Below are 15,383 nucleotides of genomic sequence, written 5' to 3'. Positions count from 1 at the left end.
GTCACCCTCGCGTTCTCCACAGATCTGTCAGCCCACTCCCCTAGGATCAGCACACCACGTACGCTCCGTACGTGCCGTACTCACCGGAGGCCTTCGTGCCCATCGCAGCCGACTACCCCACGTACTCGCGCGCCCGCGAGCACTTCAAGGACATGCTCGACGCCACCGCGACCGGCCGCACCGTGACGATCGCCCGCGACGGCGCCGTCTCCGCGATGCTGCCCGTCGACCGGCTTCGCGACTACTTCTTCCGGACCGTCTCCCCGCGGGTCAGTGTCTTCCGCGAGGCCGGCGCGGTCGTCGCCCTCATGGAGGGGCGCCCGTTCGTCGCCCAGGGAACGGACGTCGACGACGCGCTCGACGACCTCGCCCTGTCGCTGCGGGAGTACGCGGTCGACTGGGAAGACCGTCTCCAGCACGCCCCGAACCACCACGACGCGTGGGCGCTCGTCCAACTGGTCAAGCTGTCCACGGACGCCGAACTGCGCGACTGGTTGGAGCGCGGCGGTGAGTAGCCCGAGGCACCCTGCTCCGAACCGCGAGCACCACGACACGTTCTGCACGACCGAGCGCTGGACACTGGTGCGCGGCGCCACCGGTCAGCCCGTCCGGCACCATCGCACCTACGAGCTCGTGCTCTGGGACGCACGCGTCCTGCGCACCCGGATCTCGAGGCCCGTAGACCGGTCGACCTACGGTGCGCGCATGTGGGCGCACGTCCTGCGCCACCAGCTGCAGGTCGATGCACCGGCCTTCTGGCGCTGCGTCGACGACGGCACGCTGCCGGACCGGGGCAGCCCCGTGCACCCGGCGCCCGCGAACGCCCTCCCGCTGTACCTGGTGCGGGCACTCCACGACCTCGGAGTGCCCGAGTCGGAGATCCTCGACCTCGGACCCGCCGACGCTGCCGGACTCCACGCCGAGCTCCTGCGCCGGGCGGCCGAGCAGTCCTGATCGTCAGGCGTCGCGCACGGCCAGCACCCGGTGCGGCGATGCCCGTTCCGCTCGCCACCCGGTCGGCAGTGTGTCCCGCAGCTCCGCCAGCGTGAAGGACCGGCGGATCGACCGCAGGCCGTCGACCCGCACGAAGGTCCCCGCGGACACCAGCGGCGACGCCAGCGCGTACGCGCGGTAGGCCTCGCGTGACCGTCGGATGTCCGAGTGCACGCTGCGACCCGACGCGAGCGCCTCCGAGTCCGCCAGGAACCCGTTCCGCTCGTCGTCGCCCAGGTGGTGCAGGACGTGGTTCGACACCACGACGTCGAACCGCTCGCCCGCCGTCACCAGGTCGCCGCTCGACTGCTGCCGGAAGGTGACACCCCGCGGTGCCCGTCGGTTCGCCGCGTCGATCGCCCGCGGGTCCGGGTCGACCCCGACGACCTCGACGTCGAACCCGTCGCTCGCCGCCCACCGCACGACGGCCCGGGCCAGGTCGCCGCCGCCGCACCCGAGGTCGAGGACCCGGGCGCGGCCGTTCACCGGCAGGGCCGGAACGACGTGGGTCCGCCACGCCGAACGCCAGCCGCTCACCAGGGCGTTGACGAGGGCGAAGCGCCGGAAGGTCCGCGCGAGCGCGCGCGGGTCGCAGTCCGGGTCGTCCATGAGTTCGGTCAGGTCGACCGCGCGCGTGCGCAGGTCGAGGACCGGGAGGCCCGTGGAGCCGCCGTCAGGACGGCTCACGTGCGCACCATGGTCAGTCGTGCACTCTCGACCGTGAGACCGGGGCCGAAGGCGAGCGCCACGACGGCAGCACCGTCCGGGATCCCGGCGTCGAGGGCCTCGCGGAGCACGAACAGCACGGTCGCGCTCGACATGTTCCCGTGGTCGCGCAGCACGGTCCGGCTCGCCGCGATCGCCGTGTCCGGCAGGTCGAGCGCCTGCTGGGTGCGGTCGAGGATCGCACGCCCACCGGGGTGCACGGCCCACACCGGCACGTCGGCGGCCGGTCCGTCGAGCAGCGACGCGACGGCCTCGGCGACGCTGCTGCCGACGAGCTTGGGGACCGCGGTGCTCAGGACCATCTCGAAGCCCTCGTCGCCGATGTTCCAGGCCATCTCACCGGCGCTCTCGGGCACGACGGCGGTGGCGAACGCGTCGAGGCGCAGGCCGGGGCCGTCGGCGGTGACCACGACGGCGGCGGCACCGTCCCCGAAGACGCTGTTCGCGACGATCTGGTCCGGGTCGTCGCTGGCGCGGACGTGCAGGGTGCAGAGCTCGGCGCAGACGACCAACACGACGGCGTCCGGGTCGGCCTCGGCGAACGCGGCCGCGATCCGGAGTGCCGGGAACGCCGCGCAGCACCCCATGAACCCGATGTGGTGGCGGAAGACGTCAGGGCGCAGGCGGAGCTCGGTCACGATGTCCAGGTCCGGGCCGGGCTGCGTGAACCCGGTGCACGAAACCGTGACGACGTGCGTGACGGACGCCGCGTCGACTTCTGCGCGGTCGAGCGCGTCACGAGCAGCCTCGACGAAGAGCGGCGGCGCGAGCTCGCGGTAGCGGTCGTTGCGGGTGCCCGTGGAGGGCGAGTGCAGCGCGCCGTCCGTGTCGCGGAACGCGCCCGCTGGACGGCTCCGGTCGAGTTCGGCCAGCACGGTGTGCCGGTGCTCGACCGCCGAGGCGTCGAAGGCTGCGGGGACGAGCCGCCGGCCGAGACGACCGAGCTCGGGCTGCGCAGCGAAGAGGTCTCGCACGGCAGCCTGCTCGAGCGTCGTCTCCGGGACGGCGGTTCCGATGGCGCGGATCGTTGCGGACACGACTCATCCTGTCACCGGGTCGCTGACGCGTCCCCAGATTCGACGATCTCGAACGCGACCACGGACGGACGGGAGGCGCGGTGCCAGCTGGCACCGCGCCTCCCGTCCGTCGCCGGAACTCGTCTACGCCTGCTGCGCGCGCTCCAGCACCAGCTCGCGGACGCGGGCGGCGTCCGCCTGGCCCTTCATGGCCTTCATGACGGCACCGATGATGGCGCCGGCGGCCTGGACCTTGCCGTCCTTGATCTTCGCGAGCACGTCCGGTTGGCCGGCGAGAGCCTCGTCGACCGCGGCGGTGAGCGCCGAGTCGTCGGACACGACCTTGAGCCCACGGGCCTCGACGACCTGGGCCGGCGAGCCCTCGCCGGCGATGACGCCCTCGAGCACCTGGCGGGCCAGGCGGTCGGTCAGGTCACCGGACTCGACGAGGGCGATGACCTCGGCGACGTGCTGCGGCGACACGAGGTCGCCGGGCTCGGCGTCCTGCGCGTTCGCGACACGGCTGATCTCGCCGGTCCACCACTTGCGGGCTGCCTGCGGCGCGGCTCCGGCGGCGACGGTGCCCTCGACCTGGTCGAGCAGCCCACCGTTCACGACGTCCTGGAACTCCAGGTCGGCGAAGCCCCAGTCGCCCTTGAGGCGACGGCGGCGAGCCACCGGGGCCTCGGGCAGGGACGCACGGAGCTCCTCGACGACCGCGGGGTCCGGCACGACCGGCAGCAGGTCGGGCTCGGGGAAGTAGCGGTAGTCGTCGGCATCCGACTTCGGACGGCCAGCCGAGGTGCGGCCGGTGTCCTCGTGCCAGTGGCGGGTCTCCTGCGTGATCGAGCCGCCGTCGGCCAGGATCGCGGCCTGGCGCTGGATCTCGTAGCGGATCGCACGCTCGACGGCACGGAACGAGTTGACGTTCTTCGTCTCGGTGCGGGTGCCGAGCTTCTCCTGGCCGCGGGGGCGCAGCGAGATGTTGGCGTCGCAGCGCAGGTTGCCGCGCTCCATGCGGGCCTCGGAGACACCGAGTGCGCGCACGAGGTCGCGGATGACCTGCACGTACGCGGCACCGAGCTCGGGGGCACGGTGCTCGGCACCGAAGATCGGCTTCGTGACGATCTCGACGAGCGGCACACCGGCGCGGTTGTAGTCGACGAGCGAGTACTCGGCACCCTGGATGCGGCCGGTGGCACCACCGACGTGCGTCAGCTTGCCGGCGTCCTCTTCCATGTGGGCGCGCTCGATCGGGATGTTGAAGATCGTGCCGTCGGCGAGTTCGACCTCGACCTCGCCCTCGAACGCGATGGGCTCGTCGAACTGCGAGACCTGGTAGTTCTTGGGGTTGTCCGGGTAGAAGTAGTTCTTCCGGGCGAACCGCGACGATTCGGCGATCGAGCAGCCGAGCGCGAGGCCGAGCTGGATCGAGTACCGGACGGCCTGCGCGTTGACGACGGGCAGCGACCCGGGCAGCCCGAGGTCGACCGGCGTCACGTTCGTGTTCGGCTCGCCACCGAAGAAGTTCGGCGCGTCCGAGAACATCTTGGTCTTCGTCGCGAGTTCGACGTGCACCTCGAAGCCGAGCACCGGCTCGTAACGCTCCAGTGCCTCGTCGAAGTCCATGAGCGCGTCCTTCTGCGCCATCAGATCACACCTTCCTGCGCAGCCGACTGCTGACTCTGGTCGAGGTCCGGGATCCGGTCGATGAGCGGGGCCCCCCACTGCTGTTCGAGCAGACGCTCGAGTGCCGCACCGTAGCGGTACAGGCGGGCGTCCTCGCGCTGCGGGGCCATCAGCTGGACGCCGACGGGCAAGCCGTCCTCGGGTGCGAGGCCGTTCGGGATGCTCATGCCGGGCACGCCCGCCAGGTTCGCCGGGATCGTGGTGAGGTCGTTGAGGTACATCGCGAGCGGGTCGTCGATGCGCTCACCGATCGGGAACGCGGTCGTCGGGGCCGACGGGCTGATGAGCAGGTCGACCTGGTCGAACGCGGCCTGGAAGTCGCGCTGCACGAGCGTGCGGACCTTCTGCGCCGAGCCGTAGTAGGCGTCGTAGTACCCGGCGCTCAGGGCGTAGGTGCCGAGGATGATGCGACGCTTCACCTCGGGACCGAACCCGGCTTCGCGCGTGGCGGCCATGACGTCCTCGACCGTCGCACCGTTCTCCGGCGTGACGCGCAGGCCGAAGCGCACCGAGTCGAACTTCGCCAGGTTCGACGAGGCCTCGGCCGGCAGGATCAGGTAGTAGGCGCTGATCGCGTAGGCGAACGACGGGGCGTCGATCTCGACCACGACCGCACCGGCCGACTCGAGCAGCGCGACGGTCTCCTGGAAGCGCTGCGTGACCCCGGCCTGGAAGCCGTCCCCACCGGCGAGCTCCTTCACCACGCCGACGCGCAGGCCGCGCAGCGTGTCCGCCTGCAGGCCTTCGCGGGCGGCGGCGGCCATCGAGGGCCAGGCGTCGGGGATCGAGGTGGAGTCGCGCGGATCGTGCCCGCCGATGACGTCGTGCAGGAGCGCGGCGTCGAGGACGGTGCGGGCGACCGGACCGATCTGGTCGAGGCTGGACGCCAGGGCGATCGCGCCGTAGCGGCTGACCCCGCCGTAGGTCGGCTTCACACCGACGGTGCCGGTGACGGCGCCGGGCTGACGGATCGAGCCACCCGTGTCGGAGCCGAGGGCGATGGGTGCCTCGTGCGCGGCGACGGCAGCGGCCGAGCCACCGCCGGACCCGCCGGGGATGCGGTCGAGGTCCCACGGGTTGTGGGTCGGTCCGTACGCCGAGAACTCGGTGGTCGAGCCCATCGCGAACTCGTCCATGTTGGTCTTGCCGAGCGGCACGAGGCCGGCGGCGCGGAGCTTCGCGACCGGGGTGGCGTCGTACGGCGGCATCCAGCCTTCGAGGATCTTCGAGCCCGACGTGGTCGGCATGTCCTGCGTGCACAGGACGTCCTTGATCGCGATCGGGACACCCGCGAGGGGCCCGAGGTCGTCGCCGGCCGAGCGACGCGAGTCGATCGACTTCGCGACGGCGATGGCGTTCTGGTTGACGTGCAGGAAGGCGTGCACGTCGCCGTCGACGGCGGCGATGCGGTCGAGGTGGGCCTGCGTGGCCTCGACGCTCGAGACGTCGCGCGCCACCAGGGCGTCGGCGAGCGCCGCGGCGCTCATCCGCGTGATGTCGGTCACTGTTCTTCTCCCAGGATGGCGGTCACTCGGAACCGTTCGCCGTCGGAGTCCGGCGCTCCGGAGAGCGCCTGCTCCTGCGTCAGCGTCTGGCCGACGACGTCGGGTCGGGTGACGTTGCCGAGCGGCACGGGGTGGCTCGTCAGCGGGACGTCGTCGGTCGCGACCTCGGCGACCTTGGCGACGCTCTCGACGATGTGCGACAGCTCCCCGGTCAGCTTCTCGATCTCGTCGGGCGTGAGTGCGATACGTGCGAGGTTCGCCAGGTGCGCGACCTGCTCGCTCGTGATGTCAGGCATGGTGCTCCGTCGATCGGTTCGTGGACGTCCGACAGTCTATTGGCTGCGGTCGATCACGCAGGCGCGGCCGTGGACGGCTGCCCGGAGGCCCGTCACCGGTCCGCCGGACCGGTGACGGGCCTCCAGGCGGCGTGGACCCGAGCGGTCACTTCCCGTTCTGGTCACCCGCTGCCGGAGCCGCCGTGGCGGCGGGTGCCGCCGGTGCAGCCGGCGCCGCAGGAGCGGCTGGCGCAGCGGGGGCCGCCGTCTGCGTCGGCGTGGTCGGCGTCGACTGGTCGGCCTGCGACGCGCCGGATCCCGACGACGTCGAGGACTGCGACGAGTGGCTCGCCTGCCCGATCATCGCCTGGCTCGGCGTGGGCAGGGCATCCCCGCCGACCGTCTGGTCCAGGTACGCCATCATCGACTTCCCGACCCCGAACTTCGCGCTGTACCCGGTGGTGCCCTGCAGGAACGGCCAGTTCGCCAGGCTCACGCTCCCCTGCACGTTCCCGATCCAGGTGGCGTTCGTGTACTTCGTCGACGACGCGACGAGCCAGTTCTGCACGTCGCCGTCGGTGGTGCCGGTCTTCGCGAACTTCGGCACGCTGTCACCGGGGTTCGCACTGGCGGCGGTGCCGGAGCCCGACAGCACGCCCTGCAGCGCGTAGTCGACGGTGCCGGCGACGTCCGCCGAGACCCCCTGCGTGCAGGACGACGGCGTCGGGGTGATCTTCGTGCCGTCCGCCTCGGTGACCGAGTCGATCGCGGTCGGCGTGCAGACGACGCCGCCGTTCGCGAAGCCGGCGTACGCCTCGGCCAGGTCGATCGGCGACAGTTCGTTGACGCCGAGGATCGACGAGGGGGTCTGCCCGAGGGCACCGCCGTCGGCGCGGTGGATGCCCATCGACTGCGCGAGCTGCGCGATCTTGCAGAGGTCGAGCTGCTTCCCCATCGCGCCGAAGGCGGTGTTGATCGACTCGACGGTGGCGGCCTGCACGGTCATCGATGCCGGCACGGACTCGGCGTTCGCGACCGGCCACGTCCCACCGCTGACGTTCTGGCACGAGTTCGTGAACTCCGAGTTCTGGAACGTGTGCTCGGTGGTCGACACCGATTCGGAGAGCGTGTGGCCGGTCGCGAGCCACTCGGCCAGGGTGAAGACCTTGTAGGTGGAGCCGGTCTGGAACCCGCCGGAGTTGCCGTAGCCGGAGTCCGCGCTGTAGTCCACCGCGGTCGACCCCGCTGCGGCGTTGTCGCCCTGCGTGTACGACGTGTTCTGCACCATCGACATGATGCGTCCGGTGCCGGGCTCGACGGTGACGTTGGAGCCGCCGACGTCGACGCCGGCCATCGTGGCGGGCACGTAGGTCGACAGTGCGGTCTGCGCCTGGCCCTGCAGGTCGAGGTCGAGCGAGGTGTGGATCTGCAGGCCCTTGGTGTCGAGCGTCGCGATGCGCGCCGCGGCGGTCTTGCCGAACGCCGGGTCCTGCAGCACCTGGTCGCGGACGTAGTCGCAGAAGTAGCCGGCGTCGTAGTTCGTCGCCGCGGTCGAGCAGCCGTTCGCGGTCTCGGTGATCTTCGGCGTGACCGGGGTCGCGATGGCCTTCGTCATCTCGGCCTTCGTGATCGACCCGTGCGCCTGCATGCGGCGGAGGACGTAGTCGCGTCGCTCCTTGGTGAGCGCGTAGCCGTTCGCCTGCCCGTTCGCCTTGTCACCGGGCACGTCGATGCGCAGGTTCGAGGGGTTGTTGAGGATCGCCACGAGCGTGGCCGACTGCACCAGCGACAGGTCCTTCGCGTGCACGCCGAAGTAGTACTCCGCACCGGCCTCGGCGCCGTACACCCGACCGCCGAGCCCGACGATGTTCAGGTACCCGGTCAGGACGTCGTCCTTCGAGTACTTCTTGTTCACGGCGATCGCGTACCGCATCTCCTGCAGCTTCCGCTGCGGCGTGACGCCGGCCGCGTCCTCGTAGCAGGCCTCCACCTTCTTCGCCGTGGCGGCCTGGTCCTTGCCGGTGAGCTCCTCGCACTGCTGCACGAGGACGTTCTTGACGTACTGCTGCGTGATGCTCGATCCGCCCTGGACGTCGCCACCCACGACGGTCGCGGCGACTCCGCGCAGCGTGCCGAGGACGTCGATGCCGCCCTCGTCGTAGTAGCGGGGGTCCTCGGTGTCGATGGCGGCCTGCTTGAGCGTGTCCGCCATCTGGTCGGCCGTGACGTTCGTCCGGTTCTCGGCGTAGAACGACGCGATCTTGACCTGCTTGCCGCCCTTCGTCGCGTACACCGACGAGACCTGCTGCGGCGTCTGCACGTCGAGGTAGCTCGGCAGGTCCTCGAAGAACGCGACCGCACCCGAGGTGCCCTCACCCGCGACGGCGACCGCGGGCGTCACCGCGACGGCGACGAGCATGCCGGCGAGCACGGACATCACCACGAACATCAGGAGAGCACCAGGCCATCGCACCACACGCATGCCCCGAACCGTAGGGAGGCGGGCTGTACTGGTTCTGCCGTGGAACCGACTGAGGCTGCGCCGTCGCTCAGGTTGCCGCTCAGGCGACACATGTCGCGGGTCGCGATCCGCGCGGGGTCGCGGATCCGGCCGGGAGGCCCGGTGCGGCCCCGGCACGTCGGCCGCCGGTCACGATCCGGTCACGCCCAGGGCCTCGCCCCGTCAGTCGCGCGGCTGCAGGTCCTGCGGACGGACCAGGTACATGTCGACCGACGCGCCGACGACGCCGTCGTCACCGGTGCTGCCGCGTCGGATCTGCTCGCGGACGAGGTCACCACGGCCGATCCCGATCAGGGCGACGTCGTGCAGCGATGCGGTGCCCGGCTTGAGGTAGTCGTTGTGCCCGACCGGACGGCGGAACAGCTCCCCGGCGGCCAGTGCGTCGGCACCGCCGGCCAGGTTCATCACGGTGGCGCCGAACGACGAACCGCCCGGGTCCGTGCCGTAGTACCCGGACCCCGCGATCGGGTCGCTGTGCGCGACACCGACGAACACCTCGTCCGAGGCGACGTCCAGGTCCGCCGCCGACCGGACGTCGCTGCCCGGTGACCCGAGCACGGTGAGGGTGTCGGCGCTCATCCGTCCGGAGGCGAGCGCCATGAGTGCCATCGTCGACCCGTACGAGTGCGCCACGATGTTCAGCCGGGGCTGGTCGCCGTCGCGGATCTGCCGCAGGCCGTCGACGGTGCGCTCGAGTCGCTGCGCCCCGGAGTCGGCGAGGCTGAGCGACATGATGTTCGACAGGTCGGGCGTGCGGTAGCCCATCCACGCCACGACGGCGACGCCCGTCCCGTCGCCGGAGCCACCGGCGGCCAGCGGCGCGAGGGTCGCCTGCTCGCTCGCCAGGTCGTTGGCGGTGTTCGTGAAGTCGGCCATCTGCCCGGTCACGGTGAAGAACATCCCGGGGACGATGACGGTGACGTCCGCCGCGGTGTCGAGGTCACCGATGCTGATCGCCGCTCGGCCCGCCGCCCGGGTGTCGAGCGTGATGAGGAACCGCTGCGGGTCACCGGGTTCGCGCCGCAACGAGTCCCGCACCTGTCCGAGCATCGCGGCGTGCGCGGCGCCGGTGTCGGGGTCGGCGAGTCCGGTGGTCAGGGTCGACCGGTTCGCGCGGTCGCGGACGGCGTACGGCACGCCCTCGAGGTTGCCGATGATCGACGGCGCGTGGACCAGGAGCGTGCCCTGCTCGTCGGCGCCGAGTCCCGCCCACCACTGCGCGACGACGGCCGCCGCGGGCGCGTCGTCCTGCGCGGTCGCCACGACACGGCGGTCGTCGGCGGCGCGGCGCAGGTCACCGGCGCCGAGGACCCCGAGGTCGTCGAGGAACGCCCGACCGTGCGCGTCGGCGACGGTGTCGACGTCGATCTGTCCCCCGGTCATGACCGGCAGGGGCACCGGGTGCTGCTCGGAGACGAGCGCGACCGTCACGGTGGCCGGGGCGGCATGGGTCGGAGGCGCGACGGGGGCCTCGACCACTCCGAGCGAGTGCATCGAGGCGGTGAGCAGAGCCGCGGCGATGAGCAGCAATCGGGTCTCCCCCTGGAAGGCCGTCCCGCCGTCTCCCTGCAGACGACGGGTGATGCTCTGTCGAGTGTAAGGAGAATGCCCGAGGATCGGTCATGCGCGATGCAACTTGTCCCCCGAACTGGGTGCGTCCGACGGCGCGCCGCAGTGTGCGGCCGCGTCGCGGTCGTGCTCGTCGCCCCGGCTCAGCCCTCGGGCGCGGGCACCTCTGGCTCGGGGAGCGCGCTCGGCCCCTCGGTCACGAGCAGGTGGAACTGCTCGGCGTCGATGATCCGGAGCCCCAGCTGCTCGGCCTTCGTGAGCTTCGACCCGGCCCCGGGACCCGCGGCCACGAAGTCGGTCTTCTTGCTGACGCTCGACGCCGCCTTGCCGCCGGCGGTGATGATCGCCTCGAGCGCGCCCTCGCGCGTGTACCCCTCGAGGGACCCGGTCGCCACGACCGTGACGCCGCTCAGGACACCGCCCTCGATCGCCGCGCCCCCGGGGCCGGGGTGGTCCGGCGTGGTGAACTGCACGCCCGCCGTCGTCCAGCGGTCGATGATCTCGCGGTGCCAGTCGACCTCGAACCACGCGAGCAGGGCGTCGGCGATGATCCCGCCGACCCCGTCGACCGCCGCGAGTTCCTCGCGCGAGGCACTGCGGATCCGGTCGAGCGACCCGAAGTGGTTCGCGAGTGCCCGCGCCGCGACCGGCCCGACGTGGCGGATGCTCAGCCCCACCATGATGCGCCAGAGCGGTTTCGTCTTCGCCGCGTCGATGTTCGCCAGCATCTCGAACGCGTTCTTCGACGGGAATCGGCTCGGCTCGCCGGTGTAGTCGGCCCCGCGGGCGTCGGCGTCGAAGGGCGGGTCGGTCTTCTTGCGCGCGCGGCTGAACGGGGTCACGCGCTTCGGGTCACCGGCGTCGTCGACCTTCTCCATGCCGGTCTCGGCGTCGCGGACGATCACCTCGATCGGGACGATGTCCTGCATCGTCAGGTCGAACAGCCCGGCCTCGGTCACGAGCGGCGGGGTCTCCGGGTGCAGCGGCTGCGTGAGCGCTGCGGCTGCGACCTCGCCGAGGCCCTCGATGTCGAGGGAACCGCGCGATGCGATGTGCTCGACACGACCGCGGACCTGCGCGGGGCAGCTCTTCGCGTTCGGGCAGCGGAGGTCGATGTCGCCTTCCTTCGCGGGGGCGAGCTCGGTGCCGCACTCCGGGCAGTGCGTCGGCATCACGAACTCGCGCTCCGTGCCGTCGCGCAGGTCGACGACCGGCCCCAGGACCTCGGGGATGACGTCGCCGGCCTTCCGCAGCACGACGGTGTCGCCGATCAGGACGCCCTTCGCCTTGACCACCTGCTGGTTGTGCAGGGTGGCCTGGCGGACGACCGACCCGGCGACCTCGGCCGGGGCCATCACCGCGAACGGGGTCGCACGCCCGGTCCGCCCGACGCTGACGACGATGTCGACGAGCTTGGTGTGGACTTCTTCCGGCGGGTACTTGTACGCGATCGCCCACCGGGGTGCACGAGACGTCGAGCCGAGTTCTTCGTGCAGGGCGAGGTCGTCGACCTTGATGACGACGCCGTCGATCTGGTGCTCGACCGAGGCACGGCGGTCGCCCGTGGAGCGGACGAAGGCGTTCACCTCGTCGATGGTGTCGAAGACCCGGTAGTGGCTGCTCGTCGGCAAGCCCCAGGTCTCGAGCAGCTCGTACACCTCGGACTGCGAGCGGACGTCGGTCTCCTGCTCGAGCTCGCGCACGGGCCACGCGCCGATGCCGTGCACGAGCATCCGCAACCGCCGGAGCCGGTCGATCATGAGTGCGCGCTTCGCCTCGGACTTGCCCTCTTCCTTCTGGCGGAGGGACCCGGCGGCGGCGTTGCGCGGGTTGGCGAAGACGCGCTCCCCCGCCTCGCGCTGGTTCGCGTTGAGCTCGTCGAACTCGGCGACCGGGAAGAAGATCTCGCCGCGGACCTCGACCAGGGGCGGGTGGCCCGTCCCCGACAGCCGGTCCGGGATCGTGCCCATCGTGCGGACGTTGCCGGTGACGTCCTCGCCCACGACGCCGTCACCACGGGTCGCCGCCGACACCAACCGGCCGTGCTCGTAACGCAGGTTGATCGCGAGGCCGTCGATCTTCAGCTCGGTCAGGAACCGGACGCGCTCGGCACCGGCGTCGCGCTGCACCTTGACGGCCCACTCGGTGAGCTCGTCCGGGCTGAACACGTTGTCGAGCGAGAGCATCCGTTCAGCGTGCTCGACCGGCGCGAACTGCGTCGTCTGCGCCTGGCCGCCGACGGTCTGGGTCGGGCTGTCCTCGGTCAGGAGCTCCGGGAACCGCTGCTCGATCGCGTCGAGCCGGCGGACCAGCACGTCGTAGTCGGCATCGGCTTCCGGTGAGCCGTTGTCGCCCTGGTAGTACGCCTGTCGCAGCTCGTTGATGCGGGCCCGCAGCCGGTCGACCTCGCGCCCGGCCTGGGCGGCGTCGAGCCCGTCGGGGTCGATGGTCTCGAACGTGGCGTCGGTCTCGCTCATGCCATCAGTTGTACCGTGTGCCACCGACGGCGCGTGCAGCGGACCCACCGCCCGGGAGCGGCGGTCTCAGGCGTCGACGGGGACGGCGCTGACGGTGCTGTCGATCGTGCACTGTCCGAGCACCCGGGTGCCGACGTAGACCACGGCCGTCTGGCCTGGTGCGACCCCGTGCAGCGGCTCGTCGACGTCGATGACGAGCACGTCGTCCTGCACCCGCGCGGTCGCCGGCACCGGGTCGGCGTGCGCCCGGATCTGCACGTCGCACGCGAACGGCGTCTGCGGGTCGGCGGGTGCGGTGCCGGCCCACGTGAAGCGGGAACCCGACATCGACGACACGGCCAGGGCCTCCTTCGGACCGACCACGACGGTGTTGTCCTTCGGGCGGATCTCGAGCACGAACCGGGGCTTGCCGTCGGCGGCGGGGCGCCCGAGCGACAGTCCGCGGCGCTGCCCGACCGTGTAGCCGTGCGCGCCGTCGTGCGAACCGACGACGGTGCCGTCGCGCTCGACGACGTCACCGGTCTCGCTGCCGACACGGTCGGCGAGCCAGCCGCGGGTGTCGCCGTCCGGGATGAAGCAGATGTCGTAGGAGTCGGGCTTCTGCGCGACCGTCAGCCCACGCTCGGCGGCCTCGGCCCGGACCTCGTCCTTCGACGGGGTCGCCCCGAGCGGGAACATCGCGTGCTGCAGCTGCTCGGCGGTCAGGACCCCGAGCACGTAGGACTGGTCCTTCGCCCACGCGGCCGATCGGTGGAGTTCGCGGGAGCCGTCCGGGCCGGTGACGATCGAGGCGTAGTGCCCCGTCGCGACGGCGTCGAAGCCCAGGGCCAGCGCCTTCTCGAGCAGCGCCGCGAACTTGATCCGCTCGTTGCACCGCATGCAGGGGTTCGGGGTGCGGCCGGCCTGGTACTCGGCGACGAAGTCGTCGACGACGTCCTCCTTGAACCGGGCCGAGAAGTCCCACACGTAGTAGGGGATGCCGAGGGCGGACGCGGCGCGCTGGGCGTCCATCGAGTCCTCGATCGTGCAGCACCCGCGACTGCCGGTGCGGAGCGTGCCCGGCATCCGGCTCAACGCCAGGTGCACACCGACCACGTCGTGCCCGGCGTCGACCGCCCGGGCAGCAGCCACCGCCGAGTCGACCCCACCGCTCATCGCCGCCAGAACACGCATACCTCCAGGGTAACCCGCCGACGAACCCGTACCGCTGGCGTACCGTTGTCCCTGCGATGGCCACGACGGGGAACGACTCATTCGACTTCCGGTCCGTCCTGTTGTCCGGGTTCCTGCCCGCGGCACTGTTCGCCATCGGCGAGGGCGCGATCATCCCGATCATCCCGATCGCCGCGGACTCCCTCGGCGCGACCCTGGCGTTCGCGGGCTTCGTCGCGTCGCTGATCCTGGTCGGCGAACTCATAGGCGACGTGCCGTCCGGCATCGTCGTCGCGCGGATCGGCGAGCGGAACGCGATGATCGGCGCCGCCCTGGTGTCGGTCGGCGGCCTCGTCGTCTGCACGACCGCGGCGAACGCGTGGGTGCTCGCCCTCGGGGTGTTCCTGGTCGGCGTCTCGACCGCGGTGTTCGCCCTGGCACGGCACGCCTACATGACCACCGCGATCCCCGTCCGCATCCGAGCCCGGGCGCTGTCGAGCCTCGGCGGGGTGTTCCGCTTCGGGTACTTCGTCGGACCGTTCCTCGCCGCCGGCGTGATCCACCTGACCGGCACCACCGCGAGCGCCTTCTGGATCCACGTCGTGTGCTGCCTGGCGGCGGCGACCGTGCTCCTGGTGCTGCGCGACCCGGCGACGGGCGCACGCGGTCTGCGGTTGCCGCCACGGGCCTCCCGGTCGGGGTCGGACGCGACCGGCGTGACCGAGCCGTCCACCGACACCGGAGCGGTCTTCGTCGGCAAGGAGGCGCACGGCCTCTTCCGCACCCTGCGCACGAACCGGGCCGTGCTGCTGCGGCTCGGTAGCGGCGCCGCGCTCATCGGCGCGATGCGCGCCGGACGCCAGGTGATCCTGCCGCTGTGGGCGGTCAGTGTCGGGCTGAACGACTCGACGGCCGCGTTGATCATCGGCATCGCCGGTGCCGTCGACTTCGCGCTGTTCTACACGAGCGGCCAGATCATGGACCGCTGGGGGCGGTTGGCGAGCGCACTCCCCTGCATGCTCGGGCTGAGCATCAGCTACTTCCTGCTCGCCTGGAGCGGGCACCTCGACGCGCGGGTCGGCTGGTTCGTCGGGATCGCGATGGGGATGTCGCTCGCCAACGGCGTCGGCTCCGGCATCCTCATGACGCTCGGCGCCGACCTCGCCCCGCGCGACGACCCGGCGCCGTTCCTCGGAGCCTGGCGCTTCACCGGCGACTTCGGGTCCGCTGCTGCGCCGCTCGTGATCTCCGGGGTGACGGCCGTCGCGACGATCGCGGTGGCCAGCGGCGTGATGGGCGTGCTCGGCCTGATCGGTGCCGGTGTGCTGCTGCGGTACGTGCCGCGGTACCTGCCGCGCCAGCTGCGCTGACGCGCGCGCCGCGCGCTGCGCGCTGCGTGCTGCGCGGCCGGCGCACGGTGCGCGTCCCGCCGCTCCGTGCGAGGTTCCCCGCTCCGTGCG

12 protein-coding genes are annotated in these 15,383 nt (G+C 71.6%); 3 read left to right on the top strand and 9 right to left on the bottom strand.

The window, feature by feature from the left end:
- Window positions 1-71: 71 nt before the first annotated feature.
- Together EDF40_RS04035 and EDF40_RS04030 are read left to right on the top strand one after the other, a co-directional pair.
- Window positions 72-515 (top strand): prevent-host-death protein, encoded by a 444-nt coding sequence (locus EDF40_RS04035; protein WP_123340742.1) that lies wholly within the window; start codon window positions 72-74, stop codon window positions 513-515.
- Entirely contained in the window at window positions 508-954 is a 447-nt protein-coding gene (locus EDF40_RS04030; protein WP_123340741.1) for a cytotoxic translational repressor of toxin-antitoxin stability system, read from the top strand. Before EDF40_RS04035 ends, EDF40_RS04030 begins: the two co-directional genes overlap by 8 nt.
- Before the next feature lie 3 nt (window positions 955-957).
- Here the strand turns inward: EDF40_RS04030 and EDF40_RS04025 are convergent, their stop codons facing one another.
- The 9 genes from EDF40_RS04025 to mnmA all read right to left on the bottom strand — a co-directional run bounded on the left by EDF40_RS04025 (window position 958) and on the right by mnmA (window position 13,944).
- On the bottom strand, window positions 958-1,680 hold the full coding sequence (locus EDF40_RS04025; protein WP_123340740.1) for a methyltransferase domain-containing protein: 723 nt from the start codon (window positions 1,678-1,680) through the stop codon (window positions 958-960).
- Complete coding sequence (locus EDF40_RS04020; protein ID WP_123340739.1) at window positions 1,677-2,756, bottom strand: type III polyketide synthase; 1,080 nt, start codon at window positions 2,754-2,756, stop codon at window positions 1,677-1,679. The genes EDF40_RS04025 and EDF40_RS04020 overlap by 4 nt, the downstream gene beginning before the upstream one ends.
- Window positions 2,757-2,879: 123 nt before the next feature.
- On the bottom strand, window positions 2,880-4,385 hold the full coding sequence (gene gatB / locus EDF40_RS04015) for an Asp-tRNA(Asn)/Glu-tRNA(Gln) amidotransferase subunit GatB (protein ID WP_123340738.1): 1,506 nt from the start codon (window positions 4,383-4,385) through the stop codon (window positions 2,880-2,882).
- Window positions 4,385-5,929 carry an Asp-tRNA(Asn)/Glu-tRNA(Gln) amidotransferase subunit GatA gene (gatA, locus tag EDF40_RS04010; RefSeq protein ID WP_111085022.1) on the bottom strand — a complete coding sequence of 515 codons (1,545 nt, stop codon included), beginning with the start codon at window positions 5,927-5,929 and terminating at the stop codon, window positions 4,385-4,387. Before gatA ends, gatB begins: the two co-directional genes overlap by 1 nt.
- On the bottom strand, window positions 5,926-6,225 hold the full coding sequence (gene gatC, locus EDF40_RS04005) for an Asp-tRNA(Asn)/Glu-tRNA(Gln) amidotransferase subunit GatC (protein ID WP_111085021.1): 300 nt from the start codon (window positions 6,223-6,225) through the stop codon (window positions 5,926-5,928). Before gatC ends, gatA begins: the two co-directional genes overlap by 4 nt.
- A 145-nt stretch (window positions 6,226-6,370) precedes the next feature.
- Complete coding sequence (locus EDF40_RS04000; protein ID WP_123340737.1) at window positions 6,371-8,686, bottom strand: transglycosylase domain-containing protein; 2,316 nt, start codon at window positions 8,684-8,686, stop codon at window positions 6,371-6,373.
- Between the two features lie 201 nt (window positions 8,687-8,887).
- Window positions 8,888-10,255 (bottom strand): alpha/beta hydrolase, encoded by a 1,368-nt coding sequence (locus EDF40_RS03995; RefSeq protein WP_123340736.1) that lies wholly within the window; start codon window positions 10,253-10,255, stop codon window positions 8,888-8,890.
- A 182-nt stretch (window positions 10,256-10,437) separates the two neighbouring features.
- The gene (gene ligA / locus EDF40_RS03990; RefSeq protein WP_123340735.1) at window positions 10,438-12,771 is read right to left on the bottom strand and encodes an NAD-dependent DNA ligase LigA; all 2,334 of its coding nucleotides are present in this window, start codon (window positions 12,769-12,771) and stop codon (window positions 10,438-10,440) included.
- A gap of 66 nt (window positions 12,772-12,837) precedes the next feature.
- Complete coding sequence (gene mnmA / locus EDF40_RS03985; protein WP_123340734.1) at window positions 12,838-13,944, bottom strand: tRNA 2-thiouridine(34) synthase MnmA; 1,107 nt, start codon at window positions 13,942-13,944, stop codon at window positions 12,838-12,840.
- A gap of 56 nt (window positions 13,945-14,000) precedes the next feature.
- Between mnmA and EDF40_RS03980 the strand changes: the two genes are divergently transcribed.
- The gene (locus tag EDF40_RS03980; RefSeq protein WP_123294070.1) at window positions 14,001-15,293 is read left to right on the top strand and encodes an MFS transporter; all 1,293 of its coding nucleotides are present in this window, start codon (window positions 14,001-14,003) and stop codon (window positions 15,291-15,293) included.
- Window positions 15,294-15,383 lie beyond the last annotated feature (90 nt).

The sequence above is a fragment of the Curtobacterium sp. PhB170 genome (assembly GCF_003752345.1).
In the GTDB taxonomy this organism is placed as follows: domain Bacteria; phylum Actinomycetota; class Actinomycetes; order Actinomycetales; family Microbacteriaceae; genus Curtobacterium.
The sequence above is the reverse complement of the archived record's forward strand: the minus strand, read 5'-3'. Positions and strand labels throughout refer to the sequence as shown.

Coding starts and splice junctions, on each gene's coding strand:
- gatB (WP_123340738.1), bottom strand. CDS start 4,385: ATGGCGCAGAAGGACGCGCTCATGGACTTCGACGAGGCACTGGAGCGT.
- gatC (WP_111085021.1), bottom strand. CDS start 6,225: ATGCCTGACATCACGAGCGAGCAGGTCGCGCACCTGGCGAACCTCGCA.
- EDF40_RS04000 (WP_123340737.1), bottom strand. CDS start 8,686: ATGCGTGTGGTGCGATGGCCTGGTGCTCTCCTGATGTTCGTGGTGATG.
- ligA (WP_123340735.1), bottom strand. CDS start 12,771: ATGAGCGAGACCGACGCCACGTTCGAGACCATCGACCCCGACGGGCTC.
- mnmA (WP_123340734.1), bottom strand. CDS start 13,944: ATGCGTGTTCTGGCGGCGATGAGCGGTGGGGTCGACTCGGCGGTGGCT.
- EDF40_RS03980 (WP_123294070.1), top strand. CDS start 14,001: ATGGCCACGACGGGGAACGACTCATTCGACTTCCGGTCCGTCCTGTTG.